The following is a 17559-nucleotide window of genomic DNA, read 5'->3' as shown; positions in this document are numbered from 1 at the left end:
GGTGATTATTATGAAAAGCTTTCAAAAATCCAAAGAAATATTTAATGAAGCGATAGATTTAATGCCAGGTGGGGTGAACTCACCAGTTCGTGCTTTTAAGTCAGTAGACATGGCGCCAGTTGTAATGGAATCAGGTAAGGGATCAAAGATCTTTGATGTCGATGGCAATGAATATATTGACTATGTATTGAGCTGGGGTCCACTTATTTTAGGGCATGCAAATGATCAAGTAGTCAGTCAATTAAACGAATCCGTATCAAAGGGGACAAGTTTTGGAGCGAATACTGAAAAGGAAAATAAACTTGCTCAGTTAGTAATCGATCGAGTTCCATCTATTGAAATGGTAAGAATGGTTAATTCTGGGACGGAAGCAACAATGAGTGCAATACGACTGGCAAGAGGATATACAGGAAGAGATATTATATTGAAATTTGAAGGAAGTTACCATGGTCATGGGGATTCTTTACTAATTAAAGCTGGATCAGGTGTTGCCACTTTAGGTTTACCAGACAGCCCTGGTGTACCAAAGTCCATTGCAAGCAACACAATTACTGTACCGTTTAATGACTTCGAAAGCGTCAAACTAGCTTTTGAAAATTATGGAGAAAATATAGCTGCTGTAATTATGGAACCTGTATGTGGAAATATGGGAGTGGTTCCACCAAATGAAGGTTTCTTACAAGACATGAGAAAAATAACAGAAGAAAATGGTACACTTTTAATTTTTGATGAAGTAATGTCGGGATTTCGTGTTGGCTACCATTCCGCACAAGGATATTATAATGTCAATCCAGACCTAACTTGTTTGGGTAAGGTCATTGGTGGCGGTTTACCAGTAGGAGCATTTGGAGGAAAACGAGAAATTATGGAACAAATTGCACCATCAGGCTCTATCTATCAAGCTGGGACTTTATCAGGTAACCCGTTAGCAATGACTGCTGGATTTGAAACAATATCAGCACTAGATGAAACATCTTATGAAGAAATTAATAAAAAAATTGATACGTTAGTAGAAGGCTATAAGCGAGCAGCAGATGAATTTAACATACCACTTCATATTAATCGTGCAGGATCCATGCTTGGTATATTCTTTACAAACGAAGAAGTGATTAACTTTGAAACAGCTAAAACATCTAATCTAGATTATTTTGCACAGTACTATCGAGCAATGATTGAAGAGGGTGTATTCCTCCCGCCTTCTCAGTTTGAAGGACTTTTCTTATCCACTTCACATACGGATGAAGACATTGAGAAAACAATTCAAGCAGTACGTACAGCCTTTTCAAAAATTAAATAATATTATCGAAATAGCTACTCCTTCCTTGGAGTAGCTATTTTTTTAAAAAGAAAATTACCTCTACCACAGCTTCTATGATAACAACACTAATATAGATTGGATTAGTACAGATAGCGTAGTGTATTTCTGTATCGAATATTGAGAAGTATTTTGAATTAAGGGTATTCACATTCTATATGAAATGTAAATTAAAGTCATGGTTAAAAGCACCAATCTTTCAAATAAGAACTGCTTATGTGATAGTAAACCATAAATAAATTTGGTCTTTTCGTAAATTAGTTGATAGAAATTGTTGAATTCATAGTAAGGTGCTAAACACCGCTACGGAAATACACTACGCTTTCCGCGGGAGCTGCTGAGCCTACTTCGAAGCGTTACTAGCAGACGCAGGAACAGTAACCGTTTTCTGCGAGGGAGGCTGTGCCGTGCCGGTGCGAATGTCTGCACAAACTAATCATTAGTGCGAGCGAGAGTAATACTAATCTGAATCTAATATTTCTTTCCTAAAGTTGTTTCAGTGTTAATTATCAAGGCAGTTCGATTTTTATGCATATCTGTTTTATGGTGTTCATATAGATAACTAAGACGGATAAAGCATATAGGTTAATGCTAGAAGGGAGGAAGTCAGTTGTCTGGTGATCAATCTGTATTTACCTTTGAATTAAATGAAGCCCTTTATTTTGAAAGGGGACAGGAAGTTGCGGAAATTAGGGGAATATCTTTAGATCCTGAGATTACTATTCAAGCTTTTAATGACTATATTTCCATAAGAGGAGTTATTGAATTACAAGGAGACTATGAGAAAGTTCTTACTGTAGAGGAGGAACAGGTAGAAGAGGATCCTATTACTGAATTTACTAATCTGGAAGCAAAACGTTACGTAGAAAACGTTTCAGAAATAGACGGGACAGTTGTGCAATTTTCCCATAAGTTTCCAGTAGAAATTTCCGTTCCAACGTATCGAATTTCTAATTTGGATGATGTAACAGTAAGTGTGGATTCTTTTGATTATGAGTTACCTGAACAAAACCATTTGACGTTATATTCTACTATTGCAATCCACGGTATTGATCAAGAGGCTGAATTACCAAGAGTGGAAGAAGAAACAGCTATTGAAGAAGAGCCTGAGCTAGAAATTGAAGAAAAGGAATCGGAAGACCAAGAATCCGAAGAGCCTTCTGAGACATCACTAGAAAGAGAAGAAGAATCTTTTGAATTCGAGATTACACAAAAGCAAGAAGAATCAACTCAAACAGAAGATCTCTTAACTCTTTCAGAAACCCCTACACTATCAGAGCCTGAAGAAACAGAAGTGGAGGAAAAGCAACAAAAAGAAGAAGGCAGATGGTCTTTTAAAACACAAACGCAGTCATTTTCTGATTTCTTCGCACCGAAAGAGGATGTTATTGAAGAAGCAGATGATGATGATGATTTATATGATAACAATGATGATAACGATGAATTCGATAATGAGGACAATGATGATTACGATTATGATGATGATAACAATCGTACAGAAATTGTTTATGAAAATACAACTGATGATGGCGATGAGGACATAAGCTATCTTTCTGACGTCTTCAGAAATTCAGATGAAGAAGAATATACGAAAATGAGACTATGTATCGTACAGAAAGATGATACAATCGAGACAATTTCAGAACGTTTCAAAGTAAGTCCCTTGCAACTAATCAAACAAAATCAACTGGAAGAAGACTTTGATGTTTCAGAAGGACAATTACTTTATATTCCAGCAAATAAGTCAACTTCCAATAAGGAATAATGACTATAAATACCCCTTGAATTTACTTCAAGGGGTATCTAACGTTTAAGGTGGTGAGTAGATTGCAAGATGATTTATATAAAGTCTTAAGTGCCTATGGTATACGTCCACTTAAGATTCAAGAAGTAACGCCAAGGCTCTTCGAAGTAAAAGACAATTACCAAAATTATGCTTTAAAGATAAGTTCATTAACAGAGGGGACATTAAAAAAATGGGAAAATGTTTATCGAGTTGCTAATGCTCAAAATTTACAAGCAGTATTACCAGTATACCTGACAAAACAAGGGAATCTATTTTACCCATTAAATGAAACTGTATATTACCTAAGTCCTTGGGTTGAGGAGAGGGAGCAACTTAGTAATGAAACGTGGATTCAAGAATTTTATGAAACACTAGCCACAATGCACGTAAAAACAAGGAGAACTCAAAAACTTTCTAAGGATAAAATATCTAAGAGATTTATAACGTATCAATCCTTTTGCAACGATGCAAGGCGTCATTTACTAACATTCGTTCAGCAATTTGAAAAACATAGATATATGTCGCCGTTTGAATTGCTTGTCTGTACACAGTTTCGTGATATCGATTTTGCATTAGTTGAAGTAGATAAACGTATACATCGCTTGTTAAACGAAGAGAAAGGAGAGGAACAACTTACCTGGAATTATTCATTATGCCACTCCAACTTAAATGCTTCGCATATCAGAGGTCCCTATTTTATCAATTGGGAGAACGCTCGATATGAGAGCCCTATTATGGATTTGGTACGTTTTTTCTCTCAGGAGATAGGCAAATATGATCCAACAACTAATTCCTACATTGATTTATTTCCTACGTACACTAAAATTAATCAATTGCAATTACCAGAGCTGCAATTATTTTCTATTTACTTATTATCACCTGGAAAATATGTCCAAACCATATATGAATATGTGAATACCATGAGAACGGAATCCATGATACATTTCGTTCAAACATTGCAACATGAATATCGAAAAATCTTATTTGGGTTAAAATGGTCTGAGTATATAGAAAAAGAATATGAAACGATAAAATTTGATGATTTGGAAACTTAAATCCATTTTAAGTAAAAGGAAATTAATATCCCTACTAATATTCCTAATAAAATTAAATCAAAGGTAGTTGGGAAAAAAATGGTACGAATTAATTGAAATATAAGTATTGGTAACGTTACTCTCTCAATAACAAAGATACATCGTCTTGCCCAAGGCGGTAGTTTATATCTGTAGTATCTTGCCAATTAAATCACCCCTTCATTCACCTTATTCGAATAGTTTTTATATACTATGTATATATACACCTAATATGTGAAAAACTGTAATATCTGTTGACGTATTGAAGAGTTAGCTATAAAATAATGAATATTAATAAGTAAATGCAATGATTGGGAAGAGTACGAAATAAAACCTACAGAGAGGGAAATCAAGCGCTGAAAATTTCCTAGGATTTTTTATTTTGGAAGGTCGCCCATGATGCAGCTTCTTTGAAATTGCAGTAGGAGAGGCCGGTGCAAGCCGTTATTTGAATGAAGTGTACAAATCACTATTTTTATAGGTGACTTGTAAACAAAGGTGGTACCACGGAAATCAAACCCTTTTCGTCCTTTTATTAGGATGAAAAGGGTTTTTTATAGTTATAGGAGGTAAAAAAATGAGTGAAAAGGAATATTCAGCACTTCCGCCGAAGTATAATCCACAGGAAGTAGAGAAAGGGCGTTATCAATTTTGGTTGGAAGGGAAGTTTTTTGAAGCAAAAGATGATCCAGAAAAAGAACCGTATTCTATTGTTATTCCACCACCAAATGTAACAGGAAAACTACATTTAGGTCATGCGTGGGATACGACCATGCAGGATACTATTTCTCGTATGAAACGGATGCAAGGCTATGATGTCCTTTGGCTCCCAGGAATGGACCACGCCGGTATTGCTACCCAAGCAAAAGTTGAAGCGAAATTAAAGGAACAAGGTACCAATCGTTATGAGCTTGGTCGTGAAAAATTCTTGGAACAAGCATGGGAATGGAAAGGAGAATATGCTGACTTTATCCGTTCTCAATGGGAAAAATTAGGGCTTGGTCTAGATTATTCACGAGAAAGATTTACATTAGATGATGGTTTATCTGATGCAGTTAAAGAGGTATTTGTTAAACTCTATGAGAAAGAGTTAATTTACCGTGGTGAATATATTATTAACTGGGACCCTACAACACAAACAGCATTATCGGACATAGAAGTAATTTACGAAGAAGTTCAAGGTAAATTTTATCACATGAAATATCCAATTAAAGATAGTGATGAAACGATAGAAATTGCAACTACACGGCCTGAGACTATGCTGGGGGATACAGCGGTTGCTGTACATCCTAAAGATGAACGCTACCAGCATTTAATTGGAAAAACTGTTATATTACCAATTGTGGGACGAGAAATCGAAATTGTTGCTGATGAATATGTTGATATGGAGTTGGGTTCTGGTGCCGTTAAAATTACACCTGCACATGACCCAAATGACTTCGAAATTGGAAATCGTCATGACCTCAAGCGTATCTTGGTAATGAATGAAGACGGATCAATGAATGAAAATGCTCAGGGATATAAAGGTTTAGACCGCTTTGAATGCAGAAAGCAAATTGTAAAAGATCTTCAGGATATGGGTGTTCTGTTTAATATCGAAGAGCGGGTACATCAAGTTGGACATTCGGAGCGAAGTGGAGCAGTTGTTGAACCGTATCTATCTACGCAATGGTTCGTTAATATGCAACCATTAGCTGATGCAGTGGTAGAAATGCAAAATAGCGATGAGAGAGTTAACTTTGTACCAGAGAGATTTGAACGCACTTATTTAAATTGGATGGAGAATATACGTGATTGGTGTATTTCACGGCAGTTATGGTGGGGCCATCGTATACCAGCTTGGTATCATAAAGAAACCGGTGAAGTTTATGTTGGGAAGGAAGCTCCAGAAGATATTGAAAACTGGGAACAAGATGAAGATGTCTTGGATACGTGGTTTTCATCAGCATTATGGCCGTTCTCAACGATGGGATGGCCTGACACGGAATCAGAGGACTTTAAACGATATTTCCCTACGGACGTACTCGTAACAGGGTATGATATTATTTTCTTCTGGGTAGCACGTATGATTTTCCAATCGAAAGAGTTTACTGGAAAACGTCCTTTTAAAGATGTACTAATGCATGGATTAATTCGTGATTCCGAAGGTCGGAAAATGAGTAAGTCACTCGGAAATGGTGTCGATCCAATGGATGTAATTGATAAATATGGTGCAGATTCTTTAAGATATTTCTTGCTCACTGGTTCTACACCTGGTCAGGATTTACGTTTCTATTGGGAAAAAGTTGAGTCTACTTGGAATTTTGCGAACAAAGTATGGAATGCTTCTAGGTTCTCACTAATGAATATGGAAGGCTTCACCTATGATGATATTGATCTTTCAGGTGAAAAAACTCTTGCAGATAAATGGATTCTAACAAGATTAAATGAAACCATTGAGCAAGTAACTAAAAACAATGACAAATACGAGTTTGGTGAAGCTGGACGTCATTTGTATAACTTTATTTGGGATGAGCTTTGTGATTGGTATATTGAAATGGCTAAACTTCCGTTATATGGGGAAGATGAAGCAAAGAAAAAAACAACTCGATCTGTTTTAGCTTATGTACTTGATCAAACAATGCGTATGCTTCATCCATTTATGCCGTTTATTACGGAAGAAATTTGGCAGAAACTCCCACATCAAGGGGATTCTATTACAGTAGCAGAATGGCCGAAAGTAAGAGAAGAATTCCACGATGAGAAAGCTTCCAATGAAATGAAACGATTAGTATCTATTATTAAATCAGTACGTAATATTCGTGCTGAAGTAGACACACCGATGTCGAAACAAATCAAGATGCTTGTCGAAGCAGAAAACAAAGCAATTGTAGAGGAACTAGAGAAAAATCGTGTATATTTGGAGAACTTCTGTAATCCAAGTGAATTATCGATTGCTCAAGATTTAGATATTCCTGAAAAGGCTATGTCAGCAGTAGTTACTGGTGCAGAAATATTCTTACCACTTGAAGGATTAATCGACTTTGATAAAGAAATGAAACGTTTAGAAAAAGAACTGGAAAAATGGAATAAAGAAGTTGAACGTGTACAGAAAAAGCTTTCCAACCAAGGTTTTGTAAGTAAAGCACCAGAAGCAGTGGTGGATGAAGAGAGAAGAAAAGAACAAGATTACCTTGATAAGCAAGCCAAAGTAAAAGCAAGACTTGCAGAACTTCAAAATAATTAAGTAGAAAAGCAGAGCGAATTAGCTCTGTTTTTTCTCTTGTATTTTAAATCCTTCCATTCCCTAAACATGATGATTATATCGAATAAAGTAACTTTATGACATACGATTATTTTAATAGGGTGACAATATTCGTCTTACTTTTTATTACCCCTATGCTAAAGTGAATTTACCGACTCTAGTAGAAGGAGGGGTCAAAAGTGGACAAGAAAAAACAGATTATCGTGAAAGAAAATGGCAAAGTAATTAGAAAATACCCGGAAAAAGCAGTACAAACATCGAACCAGGAATCAGCAGCTACCCTTCATGAGTCTGATGATGACCCAGTGCAATCATTTGAAAGACATACGAATCTATCAAAATTGCCAATGAAAAAGAAGCCTAGTAGATTTAATATTTTTAAGCCAATCATTATTGCAGCATCTTCTGCAATTCTTATTGGAGCAGTATTAAGCGTCATTATGTTTCAGGTGCTTATCGATGTTGAATCTGGATTATCTGGTCAAAGTTTGACTAGTTATCAACCAACTTCTGAAGGAGCAGAGGAGGAGAAAGAAGAAACCAGTGGCAATACTTCACTTGAAACATCCAGTTATACAAAAGAGCCATTAAATGCCTATGTACTGCAAGCGGGAGTATTTTCAGAAAAGGAAAATGCAGAAAGTTGGTCAGAAAATTTCACGGAACTGGGTATACCAACATTAATTTGGCAGCGGGAAAATCAATATTTTCTTTTGTTAGGTATTTCTGCAACGAAAGATCAGGCTCAACTGATTGCTGAAGAGACAAATACTGGAGACCATGATTTATTTGTCAAGGAATGGACTACAAGTTCACAGGAAATGGAATTGACCGAACAGGAACATAGCTGGATACAACAATTTAAGGAAGTTTGGGAAAGTAACTTAAGTTTAGTTAGTGAAGATAATACTTTATCACATACAAGCTGGGAAAGTATTCTAACTGAAGATGAACAAGACTCGAAAGCTTTGTCACAGCTATCAGAATTAATGACGAATATAGACGAATTGAGCGGTCTGGATGCACAACATCACTTGCTTGAAATGATGTATCAATATGAAGCGATTCAATAACAGGGAACGGAAAAGTTTCCTGTTTTTTTATTTTGAAGAAAATATAGGATTAAAAATGCACTTTTCTTCAGAGAAAATTTTAATTTTAGCAAAGTTTTACTATTCAAATCTTCATTTTGGCGATTTGTCAGTCTTGTTTTTACTCGATAATATAAAGGATATCCAAATGAAGGGAGATATGAAATGTCATCACAAACAATAATGATAAAAGATGTTCCTAAGGAAGATAGGCCACGCGAACGTCTGTTAAAGATGGGAGCGAGTCATTTATCTAATCAGGAATTATTAGCGATTCTATTAGGTAGTGGCACAAGGGAAGAATCGGTGATGTCTTTATCGAATCGTGTCTTAATGCATTTTGAAGGCTTTAAACTATTAAGAGACGCAACCATTGAAGAATTAGTAGCAATCAAAGGGATTGGGATTGCTAAGGGAGTTTTATTGTTGTCAGCTATTGAGTTGGGAAAAAGAATGAATCAATATAAGCCTGATGAAAAATATATTATCCGGTCGCCTGACGATGGGGCTGATTATATCATGGAAGAGATGAGAACACTAAAACAGGAACATTTTGTTGTATTATTTCTAAACACAAAGAATCAAGTAATACACAGACAAACGATATTCATTGGTAGTCTGAATGCCTCTATCGTGCATCCAAGAGAGGTCTATCGCGAAGCAGTTAAAAGATCTGCAGCTTCTATCATTGTCGCCCATAATCACCCATCAGGAGATCCCTCGCCATCACAAGAAGATATTCAAGTTACTAAAAGATTAGTTGAATCAGGAAAGATGATAGGAATTGAATTACTGGATCATCTCATCATTGGTGATCGAAAATTTGTCTCATTAAAAGAAAAAGGATACTTATAACACTATCTATTTTAGAATTTTTTTCGTATAATTATATAGAATAAGTATTGTAGCGCCATTTTCAATTTTGAATGTGGCGCTTATTAAGATGATTTTAGTGTAACGAGTTGGATACTGTTAGCAAAATAAAGGACGTGCTCTTTAGAATGTTTGCAACAACTAAAATTAATCGATATAGTTAACCTACATAATGAATGAACCTGAGAATTGGAGAGGGAGAATAAGTTTGGGACGATTAAGCTTTTCACAAGATTTAGGAATCGACTTAGGTACTGCAAATACATTGGTATTTGTAAAAGGGAAGGAAATAGTCGTTAGAGAACCATCCGTTGTAGCAAAGAATACGGAAACTGGTGAAGTAGAAGCGGTAGGAGTTGCTGCTAGAAATATGATAGGACGTACACCTGGAAATATATCTGTTATAAGACCAATGAAGGATGGTGTCATTGCTGATTATGATACAACATCAGTTATGATGAAATATTACATAAAAAAAGCAATGAGGAAACGCTCTATCTTTGCTAGGAAACCAAACGTTATGGTATGTGTTCCCTCTGGGATAACTATGGTGGAAGAAAGAGCGGTGATTGATGCTACCAAACAAGCAGGCGCCAAAGATGCATTTCCAATTGCAGAACCATTTGCTGCAGCTATTGGATCGGGTCTTCCAGTTTGGGAACCAACTGGTAGTATGATTGTGGACATAGGTGGGGGGACAACGGAAGTTGCTGTTATATCATTAGGTGGCGTTGTGACTAGTCAATCCATTCGTGTTGCCGGAGATGATATGGATGAAGCTATCATTAACTATATTCGGAAAAAATACAGTTTATTAATTGGCGAGAGGTCTGCCGAATCCATTAAAATGGATATTGGTAACGCTGGCGAAGTAACAGAGGATGAAGAGATGGAAATTCGTGGAAGGGATCTATTATCCGGATTACCAAAAACAATTACCATAACAGCAAAAGAAATTGCTACTTCACTAAATGATACAGTAGAAGCAATCGTGGAAGCAGTGAAAAATACATTAGAAAAAACACCTCCAGAATTAGCAGCAGATATAATGGAAAGGGGTATCGTTTTATCTGGTGGAGGTGCACTATTAAAAAATCTCGATAAAGTTATTAGTGACGAGACGAAGATGCCCGTATTTGTTACAGAATCCCCATTAGACAGTGTAGCAATAGGTACCGGAAAATCTTTGGAATACATAAAACATTTCCGGTCTCATCCCAATGTATCTTCTCGTCCTTCTATAGATTAAGAGGGTGTAGTAAGAAATGCCATTTTTTCGAAACAAACGTTTATTTATTTTTTTAATTGGATTTATTGTTCTCGTAGCATTAATCGGATTTTCCCTAAAAGACAGAGAGAATTTATCCATGGTTGAACAATTTATAAATGATACTGTAGGATGGGCGCAAAATATAGTTCATACTCCAGTTACTTATATAACAGGTATATTTAAGAATATAGATGACTTACGAAACACGTATAACGAGAACCAAATTCTTAGGGAACAATTAGGAGAATATAAAGGTCTCGTATATGATGTACAGGAATTAAAAGAAGAAAACGAAGAATTAAGAGATGCATTAGAGTTAATCGAATCAGACTCCATTCGTAATTTTCATCCAATTCAAGCTACTGTCATATCACGTTCACCAGAACAATGGTTAGATGAAGTGACCATTAATAAAGGAAAGCAAGATGGAGTTAGTGAAAATATGGTAGTAATAACTGCTGAAGGAATGGTAGGGAAAATACAAACTGCACAGCATTACACTTCAAAAGTGCAATTGTTGACCGGGTTTGATCAATTTAATCGTATTTCAGCTACCATATCACGAGGAGACCAAAACGATATTTTTGGAATGATTGAAGGTTTTGATGATGAAACAAACACACTAATGTTTCGCATTATAGAAGAGTCAGATAAAGATGTTGAAGAAGGGGAAATGGTTGTATCATCTGGTATGGGTGGTGTTTTCCCAGCTGGAATGGTAATTGGGGCTGTAACTGAAGTTGTCCCAGATCAATACGGTTTAACCCGTACAGCATTGGTAGAACCTGCAGCAGATTTATATGAAATTAACCATGTCATGGTGTTGGATCGACAAGCGGCGGAACCTGAAGAAGAAGAGGAGGAAGAGGAATGAAACGGCTATACGTCCCTTTAATCCTCTTTCTATTTCTTATACTAGAGGGCGTAGCAATAAAATTTTTGCCGTCCAGATTTGTCCTAGGTGAACAATTAATGGTACCGCATTGGGTTCTTGTCCTATTGATTTATGTAGCGGTATTTTATGATAGAGGAAATAAGTCTCAAGCTGTCATTTATGCCATCATTTTCGGCTTGTTAGTTGACATTGTATATACTGGTATCTTAGGAGTATACATGTTTTCTTATGCTTTTGTTATCTATATTATTCAAAATTTAAAGAAACTACTTCATGGAAACTTTTTCGTTATGCTATTATTTAGTATATTAGGACTTGTTTTAAGTGATATGTTTATCACATTCATTTATGATTTAGTTGATATAATAGTATTAAATTGGGATAATTATTGGTTAGAACGTCTACTTCCAACAGTATTGTTAAACCTAGTATTTTTTGTCGCATTGTATCCTATTCTTGCTAAAAGGCTTATGGAATGGGGAAGTGAAAACAACTGGGATTAATAGGTAGGATTAGGATTTAACTAGTCAGTACAGATAAATAGCTGATTAGGGATGAGGTGAACTTATGGTGCAGGATAAGAAACAATTAGTAACAATTAAAGGTACGAGGGACGGACTTACACTATTTATTGATGAATTATGTTCATTTAACGAGGCAATTAAGGAACTTCATGATAAAATTATTAATAATAAACCTAAGAAAGATGAACCAATTGTATCAGTAAAAGTGAAGTTAGGAAATCGGTATTTAGAAGGAAATCAAGATAAACAATTGACAGATATTATAAACCATGAACATGGATTTAGAGTAGAATCGATAGAATCAGAAGTTATTCGAAAAGAAGATGCTTTGAAGTGGAAAGAAGAAAGCAAGATTAAAGTAATTAATAGAATTGTTAGGTCAGGGCAGGTTCTTGAGGTGGTTGGTGATCTCCTCTTAATCGGAGACGTGAACCCTGGAGGAAAAGTTGTTTCAACAGGTAATATTTATGTAATGGGAAATCTATATGGAATTGCTCATGCAGGTATTGATGGTGACAGAAATGCTTGTATTGTTGCATCCTATATGAAACCGACACAACTTAGAATCGCTGACTATATTAGTCGGGCTCCTGACTATGAATCTGATGGTGTTTATATGGAATGTGGTCTTGTAGATGAAGAGCAAGACAAGATCATTATTGATAGGCTGCAAATTCTTTCGCATAAAAGAAAGGAATTAAGCAGGTTTGAAAGGAGAGTACAGAATGGGTGAGGCAATCGTAATTACCTCTGGTAAAGGTGGGGTTGGTAAAACAACTACATCCGCTAATATTGGAACAGCTCTAGCCTTAATGGAGAAAAAAGTATGTTTAATAGATACAGATATTGGTTTGCGGAATTTAGATGTAATCATGGGTCTAGAGAATCGAATCATTTATGATATTGTAGATGTTATACAGGAACGTTGTAAATTGAAACAAGCGCTTATTAAAGACAAACGTTTTGATTATTTGTCATTACTCCCTGCGGCACAAACCAGTGATAAAACAGCTGTTACAACAGAAGGTATGATGAAGATTATTACTGAATTAAAACAGGAATATGATTATATCATTATTGATTGTCCTGCCGGAATTGAACAAGGATTTCAAAATGCCATCGCAGGTGCTGATAGGGCAATTGTTGTTACTACTCCAGAAAAATCAAGTGTTAGAGATGCAGACCGAATTATTGGTTTAATAGAGAAAGAGGAAATGAAAGAACCTCCAAGACTTGTTATAAATCGTATCCGTAACCATATGGTGAAATCAGGAGATATGATTGATATAGATGATATTGTGCAATTGTTGTCTATTGATTTAATAGGTATTGTTATCGATGATGAGGAAGTTATAAAAGCCTCTAATAAAGGAGAACCAGTTGCACTACATCCTAACATAAAATCTTCTATTGCCTACCGCAATATTGCAAGAAGAATTTTAGGAGAAACTGTTCCTTTACAAGCTCTAGAGGATGAAAAAGGAATGCTTCAAAAAGTGAAGAAATTCTTTGGTATAAGATCATAAATCTTAAAACTATAAAACTCTCAAGTTAATAAAAGGTTATTTTCTAAAAGATTGTTGCTTTTTACACATATCTTGTTCCATGTTTTCTATAGACTGTTGATATCTTTAATTCAGAATAGTATTGCGCTCGCTCATACTGATGATTATTTTTGTACAGTCATTTGCTTTGGCAGAATACTACGCTTTCCTCGGGAGGCTCACCAGCAGCCCGCGGTAAGCGTAGTGTATTTCCGTAGCGGATATAATGCAGTATTCTTAATGAGATAATTTAGGATTTTCTATCAACTATGACATTTTAAAAGGAATACAACTTACGAAAAGAGCCTAATAAAAGATGGCATGAACAGTACTGTTCTGTCATCTTTTTAAATATAGTAAGCTAGATGATAGGTAAAGTCTTAGAATCACTTTTTATTCATATGTTCTTTCTTCTCACATATACTTGTACAAATGCTTGCGAAGGTAGTGAGGATATGGACAAGGGAGTTAAAAAAGTACGTAAATCGATTGAACGGAGGAAAAGGATAAGGGGCCCTGTTGTTAAGGGGGGACAGGCTAAGAAAGTGTATCCTTCATTTCCTCAAGAGGAGGAAAAACACGGGTATTATCCGTTCTTCGCGGATACTGATTCAAGTGGGAGTCGAACAGGTAGTATGGTAACTGGCTTTGTATTAAAAGGTATGTTGTCAGTCATGCTGTTCTTAGGTGTTGCTTTATTACATCAGTCAAATTCAGAAATCTTAAGTGAACCAAAGGCTTGGACAAGCAACGCATTAACAGAGGATTTTCCATTTGCACAAGTACATCAATGGTATCAAGAAACTTTCGGAAATCCTTTGGCCTTCTCCCCAGAGTACACAACAACAAATAACGTTAGTGACGCATTGGCACTTCCTGTTAACGGAAGCATTGCAGAGTCATTTCAGTCAAACGGAAAAGGTATTATGATAACACCAGGAGAAGCAACCGATGTGTCAACACTAAGTGAAGGAATTGTTATTTTTGCTGGTAATGATAAGGAAACGAATAAAACCGTTGTTGTACAGCATGCTGATGGTACAACGTCTAGCTATGGATATTTAAGTGATATTAATGTACATCTATATCAATTTGTTGTCAATAATCAACCAATTGGTACCTTCCATCCAACTGTTGATAACGAAGACTTTTATTTTGCGATAGAGAAAGATAATGAATTTATTGATCCTGTTCAGGTGATTCAAGTTGATGAACAGCAGTAACTTATTACCAAAAATACAACTACACCCTGTTCTTTTGATTTTTATCATTATTTCGTTTATTACTGGTACATTTATAGAATTAAGCATTATTCTATCTATCGTATTCATTCATGAAGTGGGTCATTATATGATGGCTAGACACTATAATTGGCGTATAAGAAGTATTATGTTTTGGGTTTTTGGAGGTGTATTAGATACAGATGAACATGGGAACCGTCCAATAAAAGAAGAGGCACTAGTGACAATTGCAGGTCCATTTCAGCATGTTATCATACACCTGCTGTTATTTTTTTTATCTTTGACTAATTTGATACCTAATTCCATGTTGGATTTGGCGTTTCATTATAATTCGGTCATTCTTTTATTTAATTTATTACCTATATGGCCATTAGATGGTGGGAAGCTTTATTTATTAATTCTTTCTAAGTATGTTCCATATAAAAAAGCACATCAAACAGTAATTGTTTCCTCTGTGTTTTTAAGCATTCTATTTATTATATTACAACTTACTATTTTTTCTTTTACATTAAGTACGATACTTATTATGATGTTTTTATTATTGGAAAATAGAACGGAATGGAAGCAGCGGTATTATGTATTTATTCGGTTTTTATTAAATAGGTATGAAGGAGTATCACACGTAAAAAGAGTACATCCGATTAACGTATCCTCTGATAGTACTTTTATGGAGCTATTTTCTAACTTTAGAAGGGAAAGTAAACATCCCATTTATATTCATTATCCAGGGCAAACTGGAAGAATAGCCATCGACGAAAACGACTGCCTTCATTCTTTTTTTAATAGAAGGGAGCATACTCATACAATAGGAGAAGTGTTTATTAGCAGGTAGAAGCAATTTTTTTTCTATCTGTTTTTTATTTTTTACTAAAGGCTCGTATTTAACTAAAAGATATCGAGCCAACTATTGACAAAAATAGGGGATAAGTGATAACATCAATATGTTATTCAAAGTAGCACCAGTGCTACAACCGCACAGAACAGGTTTTTAAACTCACATTGAGTACCTGTATGGCGAGTCTGAGTGAATTAAGGAGGTGCAAGTATGTACGCAATCATTGAAACAGGTGGAAAACAACTTAAAGTTGAAGAAGGCCAAGAAATTTACGTAGAAAAAATTGATGCAGATCAAAATGAATCTGTAACATTTGATAAAGTTCTTTTCGTAAGCGGAGACGATGTTAAAGTTGGAGCTCCTTACGTTGAAGGTGCTACTGTAACTGCCAAAGTTGAAAAACAAGGTCGTCAGAAAAAAGTTACAGTTGTAAAATTCAAGCCAAAGAAAAACTATCATCGTAAACAAGGTCACCGTCAACCTTATACTAAATTAGTAATCGAAAATATTAATGCATAAGGATTTAAGTATATGATTCAGGTAACTGTAACTCGAACGGAAAACAAAATAACTGCAGTTGAAATGTCTGGTCATGCGAAAAGTGGCCCATATGGCTACGATTTAGTCTGTGCCGGTGCTTCGGCAGTATCTATTGGTGCCGTTAATGCAGTAATGGAATTGTGTAACCTAGATTTGAATATAGAGCAAGGGTCTGATGGTGGCTATTTATATGTTTCCATACCTGAACCGCTTAATTCATATATTATGGACAAAGTTCAGCTCTTATTCGAAGGGATGCTTATTTCTTTAAAATCTATTGAACTGGAATATGGTCAGTTCATTAAGATACGCGATTAAATGATCAGGAGGTGGAATACATGCTACGTCTAGACTTACAATTTTTCGCACAGAAAAAAGGTGCTGGTAGCACGAAGAACGGTCGTGATTCTGAAGCTAAGCGCTTAGGTGCAAAACGTGCAGATGGTCAGTTCGTATCTGGTGGTTCTATTTTATACCGTCAACGCGGTACTAAAATTTACCCAGGTGAAAATGTAGGCCGTGGTGGAGACGATACTCTTTATGCTAAAATTGATGGTGTTGTTAAATTTGAACGCTATGGTCGTGAACGCAAAAAAGTTAGTGTCTATCCAGTCGCTCAAGAAGCTTAAGTTTAATAAAAACTCCAGCCAATTTGTTGGTTGGAGTTTTTTTATTCGTTGTTCATTAAAATTATTTGCTCCTTTAAATGGCTAAGTTTAATAGACATTTATATTTACTTTCCTCTTATTTCTGCTATACTTTCATATTAATGGGGAGGGAAGAATATGGAAGAAAGTGAAGTTGTTCGCTTATTACAGCACTATCGACATGATTTAATGAATAGGCTTCAACTTGTTCATGGCTATCTAAGCATGGGAAAAATAGATAAGGTCGAGGAGAAGATGGATGAGTTGTTTTCTCATTTTAATGAAGAACGAAAACTTATAGGCTTGGAGGCACCTAAATTTATTTTGTGGCTAATACAATTTAATAACAATCATAAAAACCTTCAAATATCGTATACCATACATATTGAAAATCAATCATTAAGTGATATCGATGAGTTATTATTAAGCAAGTGTCAAAAAGTTATTGATTATTGTGAGAAGATAATTGATCCATTGGAAATATATAATGGCAATCTTATATTAAATGAAAAAGAAAGTGGAAAGCAGATCGAGGTTATCTTTAACATAAAAGGACATTTTAATGAAGTTCATACTTTTACAATTAATGAAGAAAATAGTAAGAGTAATATAAAAGTGTTAAGTGATACAAAAGGAATAGAGTGTCGTTTTCAGGTACCAAGGAATTAGCGAGGTGAAAGT

General features: G+C 35.5%; 18 protein-coding genes and 2 other annotated features. Of the genes, 17 read left to right on the top strand and 1 reads right to left on the bottom strand.

Going from position 1 to position 17559, the window contains the following annotated elements; all coding sequences use genetic code 11:
- Positions 1-10: 10 nt before the first annotated feature.
- The 3 genes from hemL to D8M06_RS03735 all read left to right on the top strand — a co-directional run bounded on the left by hemL (position 11) and on the right by D8M06_RS03735 (position 4156).
- The gene (gene hemL, locus D8M06_RS03745; RefSeq protein WP_121202995.1) at positions 11-1297 is read left to right on the top strand and encodes a glutamate-1-semialdehyde 2,1-aminomutase; all 1287 of its coding nucleotides are present in this window, start codon (positions 11-13) and stop codon (positions 1295-1297) included.
- Positions 1298-1925: 628 nt separating this feature from the next.
- Positions 1926-3080, top strand: a complete 1155-nt coding sequence (spoVID, locus tag D8M06_RS03740; RefSeq protein ID WP_121202994.1) for a stage VI sporulation protein D — start codon at positions 1926-1928, stop codon at positions 3078-3080.
- Positions 3081-3142: 62 nt separating this feature from the next.
- Entirely contained in the window at positions 3143-4156 is a 1014-nt protein-coding gene (locus D8M06_RS03735) for a protein kinase family protein (protein WP_121202993.1), read from the top strand.
- Here the strand turns inward: D8M06_RS03735 and D8M06_RS03730 are convergent.
- Positions 4153-4341: a hypothetical protein gene (locus D8M06_RS03730; RefSeq protein WP_121202992.1), complete on the bottom strand. Its 189-nt coding sequence runs from the start codon at positions 4339-4341 to the stop codon at positions 4153-4155. The genes D8M06_RS03735 and D8M06_RS03730 overlap by 4 nt on opposite strands.
- 131 nt (positions 4342-4472) lie before the next feature.
- Positions 4473-4709: a binding site (T-box leader), on the top strand.
- A 42-nt stretch (positions 4710-4751) separates the two neighbouring features.
- Here D8M06_RS03730 and D8M06_RS03725 point away from each other — a divergent pair.
- From D8M06_RS03725 to D8M06_RS03655, 14 genes are all read left to right on the top strand, one after another.
- Entirely contained in the window at positions 4752-7400 is a 2649-nt protein-coding gene (locus D8M06_RS03725; protein WP_121202991.1) for a valine--tRNA ligase, read from the top strand.
- A 197-nt stretch (positions 7401-7597) separates the two neighbouring features.
- Positions 7598-8491: an SPOR domain-containing protein gene (locus tag D8M06_RS03720; RefSeq protein WP_121202990.1), complete on the top strand. Its 894-nt coding sequence runs from the start codon at positions 7598-7600 to the stop codon at positions 8489-8491.
- A 183-nt stretch (positions 8492-8674) separates the two neighbouring features.
- Positions 8675-9364, top strand: coding sequence for a RadC family protein (radC, locus tag D8M06_RS03710; protein ID WP_121202988.1), 690 nt, complete (start codon positions 8675-8677; stop codon positions 9362-9364).
- Positions 9365-9590: 226 nt separating this feature from the next.
- On the top strand, positions 9591-10631 hold the full coding sequence (locus tag D8M06_RS03705; RefSeq protein ID WP_121202987.1) for a rod shape-determining protein: 1041 nt from the start codon (positions 9591-9593) through the stop codon (positions 10629-10631).
- Between the two features lie 16 nt (positions 10632-10647).
- The gene (mreC, locus tag D8M06_RS03700; protein WP_121202986.1) at positions 10648-11526 is read left to right on the top strand and encodes a rod shape-determining protein MreC; all 879 of its coding nucleotides are present in this window, start codon (positions 10648-10650) and stop codon (positions 11524-11526) included.
- Positions 11523-12050 (top strand): rod shape-determining protein MreD, encoded by a 528-nt coding sequence (mreD, locus tag D8M06_RS03695; protein ID WP_121202985.1) that lies wholly within the window; start codon positions 11523-11525, stop codon positions 12048-12050. The genes mreC and mreD overlap by 4 nt, the downstream gene beginning before the upstream one ends.
- Before the next feature lie 67 nt (positions 12051-12117).
- Positions 12118-12804, top strand: a complete 687-nt coding sequence (minC, locus tag D8M06_RS03690) for a septum site-determining protein MinC (RefSeq protein WP_121203093.1) — start codon at positions 12118-12120, stop codon at positions 12802-12804.
- Positions 12797-13597 (top strand): septum site-determining protein MinD, encoded by an 801-nt coding sequence (gene minD, locus D8M06_RS03685; RefSeq protein ID WP_121202984.1) that lies wholly within the window; start codon positions 12797-12799, stop codon positions 13595-13597. The genes minC and minD overlap by 8 nt, the downstream gene beginning before the upstream one ends.
- A 473-nt stretch (positions 13598-14070) precedes the next feature.
- Positions 14071-14838, top strand: coding sequence for a peptidoglycan DD-metalloendopeptidase family protein (locus D8M06_RS03680; RefSeq protein ID WP_121202983.1), 768 nt, complete (start codon positions 14071-14073; stop codon positions 14836-14838).
- A complete protein-coding gene (locus D8M06_RS03675; protein WP_121202982.1) occupies positions 14825-15688 on the top strand; it encodes a M50 family metallopeptidase in 864 nt (287 codons plus the stop codon). Before D8M06_RS03680 ends, D8M06_RS03675 begins: the two co-directional genes overlap by 14 nt.
- Before the next feature lie 127 nt (positions 15689-15815).
- Positions 15816-15888: a sequence feature (ribosomal protein L21 leader region), on the top strand.
- Between the two features lie 13 nt (positions 15889-15901).
- The gene (rplU, locus tag D8M06_RS03670; protein ID WP_121202981.1) at positions 15902-16210 is read left to right on the top strand and encodes a 50S ribosomal protein L21; all 309 of its coding nucleotides are present in this window, start codon (positions 15902-15904) and stop codon (positions 16208-16210) included.
- Positions 16211-16222: 12 nt separating this feature from the next.
- Complete coding sequence (locus D8M06_RS03665) at positions 16223-16549, top strand: ribosomal-processing cysteine protease Prp (RefSeq protein WP_121202980.1); 327 nt, start codon at positions 16223-16225, stop codon at positions 16547-16549.
- A 20-nt stretch (positions 16550-16569) separates the two neighbouring features.
- The gene (gene rpmA, locus D8M06_RS03660; protein ID WP_121202979.1) at positions 16570-16860 is read left to right on the top strand and encodes a 50S ribosomal protein L27; all 291 of its coding nucleotides are present in this window, start codon (positions 16570-16572) and stop codon (positions 16858-16860) included.
- A gap of 156 nt (positions 16861-17016) precedes the next feature.
- Complete coding sequence (locus tag D8M06_RS03655; RefSeq protein WP_121202978.1) at positions 17017-17547, top strand: Spo0B domain-containing protein; 531 nt, start codon at positions 17017-17019, stop codon at positions 17545-17547.
- The last annotated feature ends 12 nt before the right edge of the window (positions 17548-17559 follow it).

It is taken from the genome of Oceanobacillus halophilus, assembly GCF_003628505.1.
GTDB lineage: Bacteria > Bacillota > Bacilli > Bacillales > Amphibacillaceae > Oceanobacillus > Oceanobacillus halophilus.
This window is presented reverse-complemented; position numbering and strand designations above follow the sequence as displayed.

Excerpts from the sequence above, each read along its gene's own strand:
- mreD (WP_121202985.1), top strand. The coding sequence starts at position 11,523 with ATGAAACGGCTATACGTCCCTTTAATCCTCTTTCTATTTCTTATACTA.
- D8M06_RS03675 (WP_121202982.1), top strand. The coding sequence starts at position 14,825 with ATGAACAGCAGTAACTTATTACCAAAAATACAACTACACCCTGTTCTT.
- D8M06_RS03655 (WP_121202978.1), top strand. The coding sequence starts at position 17,017 with ATGGAAGAAAGTGAAGTTGTTCGCTTATTACAGCACTATCGACATGAT.
- hemL (WP_121202995.1), top strand. The coding sequence starts at position 11 with ATGAAAAGCTTTCAAAAATCCAAAGAAATATTTAATGAAGCGATAGAT.
- minD (WP_121202984.1), top strand. The coding sequence starts at position 12,797 with ATGGGTGAGGCAATCGTAATTACCTCTGGTAAAGGTGGGGTTGGTAAA.
- D8M06_RS03725 (WP_121202991.1), top strand. The coding sequence starts at position 4,752 with ATGAGTGAAAAGGAATATTCAGCACTTCCGCCGAAGTATAATCCACAG.
- rpmA (WP_121202979.1), top strand. The coding sequence starts at position 16,570 with ATGCTACGTCTAGACTTACAATTTTTCGCACAGAAAAAAGGTGCTGGT.
- rplU (WP_121202981.1), top strand. The coding sequence starts at position 15,902 with ATGTACGCAATCATTGAAACAGGTGGAAAACAACTTAAAGTTGAAGAA.
- mreC (WP_121202986.1), top strand. The coding sequence starts at position 10,648 with ATGCCATTTTTTCGAAACAAACGTTTATTTATTTTTTTAATTGGATTT.
- D8M06_RS03680 (WP_121202983.1), top strand. The coding sequence starts at position 14,071 with ATGGACAAGGGAGTTAAAAAAGTACGTAAATCGATTGAACGGAGGAAA.
- radC (WP_121202988.1), top strand. The coding sequence starts at position 8,675 with ATGTCATCACAAACAATAATGATAAAAGATGTTCCTAAGGAAGATAGG.
- D8M06_RS03665 (WP_121202980.1), top strand. The coding sequence starts at position 16,223 with ATGATTCAGGTAACTGTAACTCGAACGGAAAACAAAATAACTGCAGTT.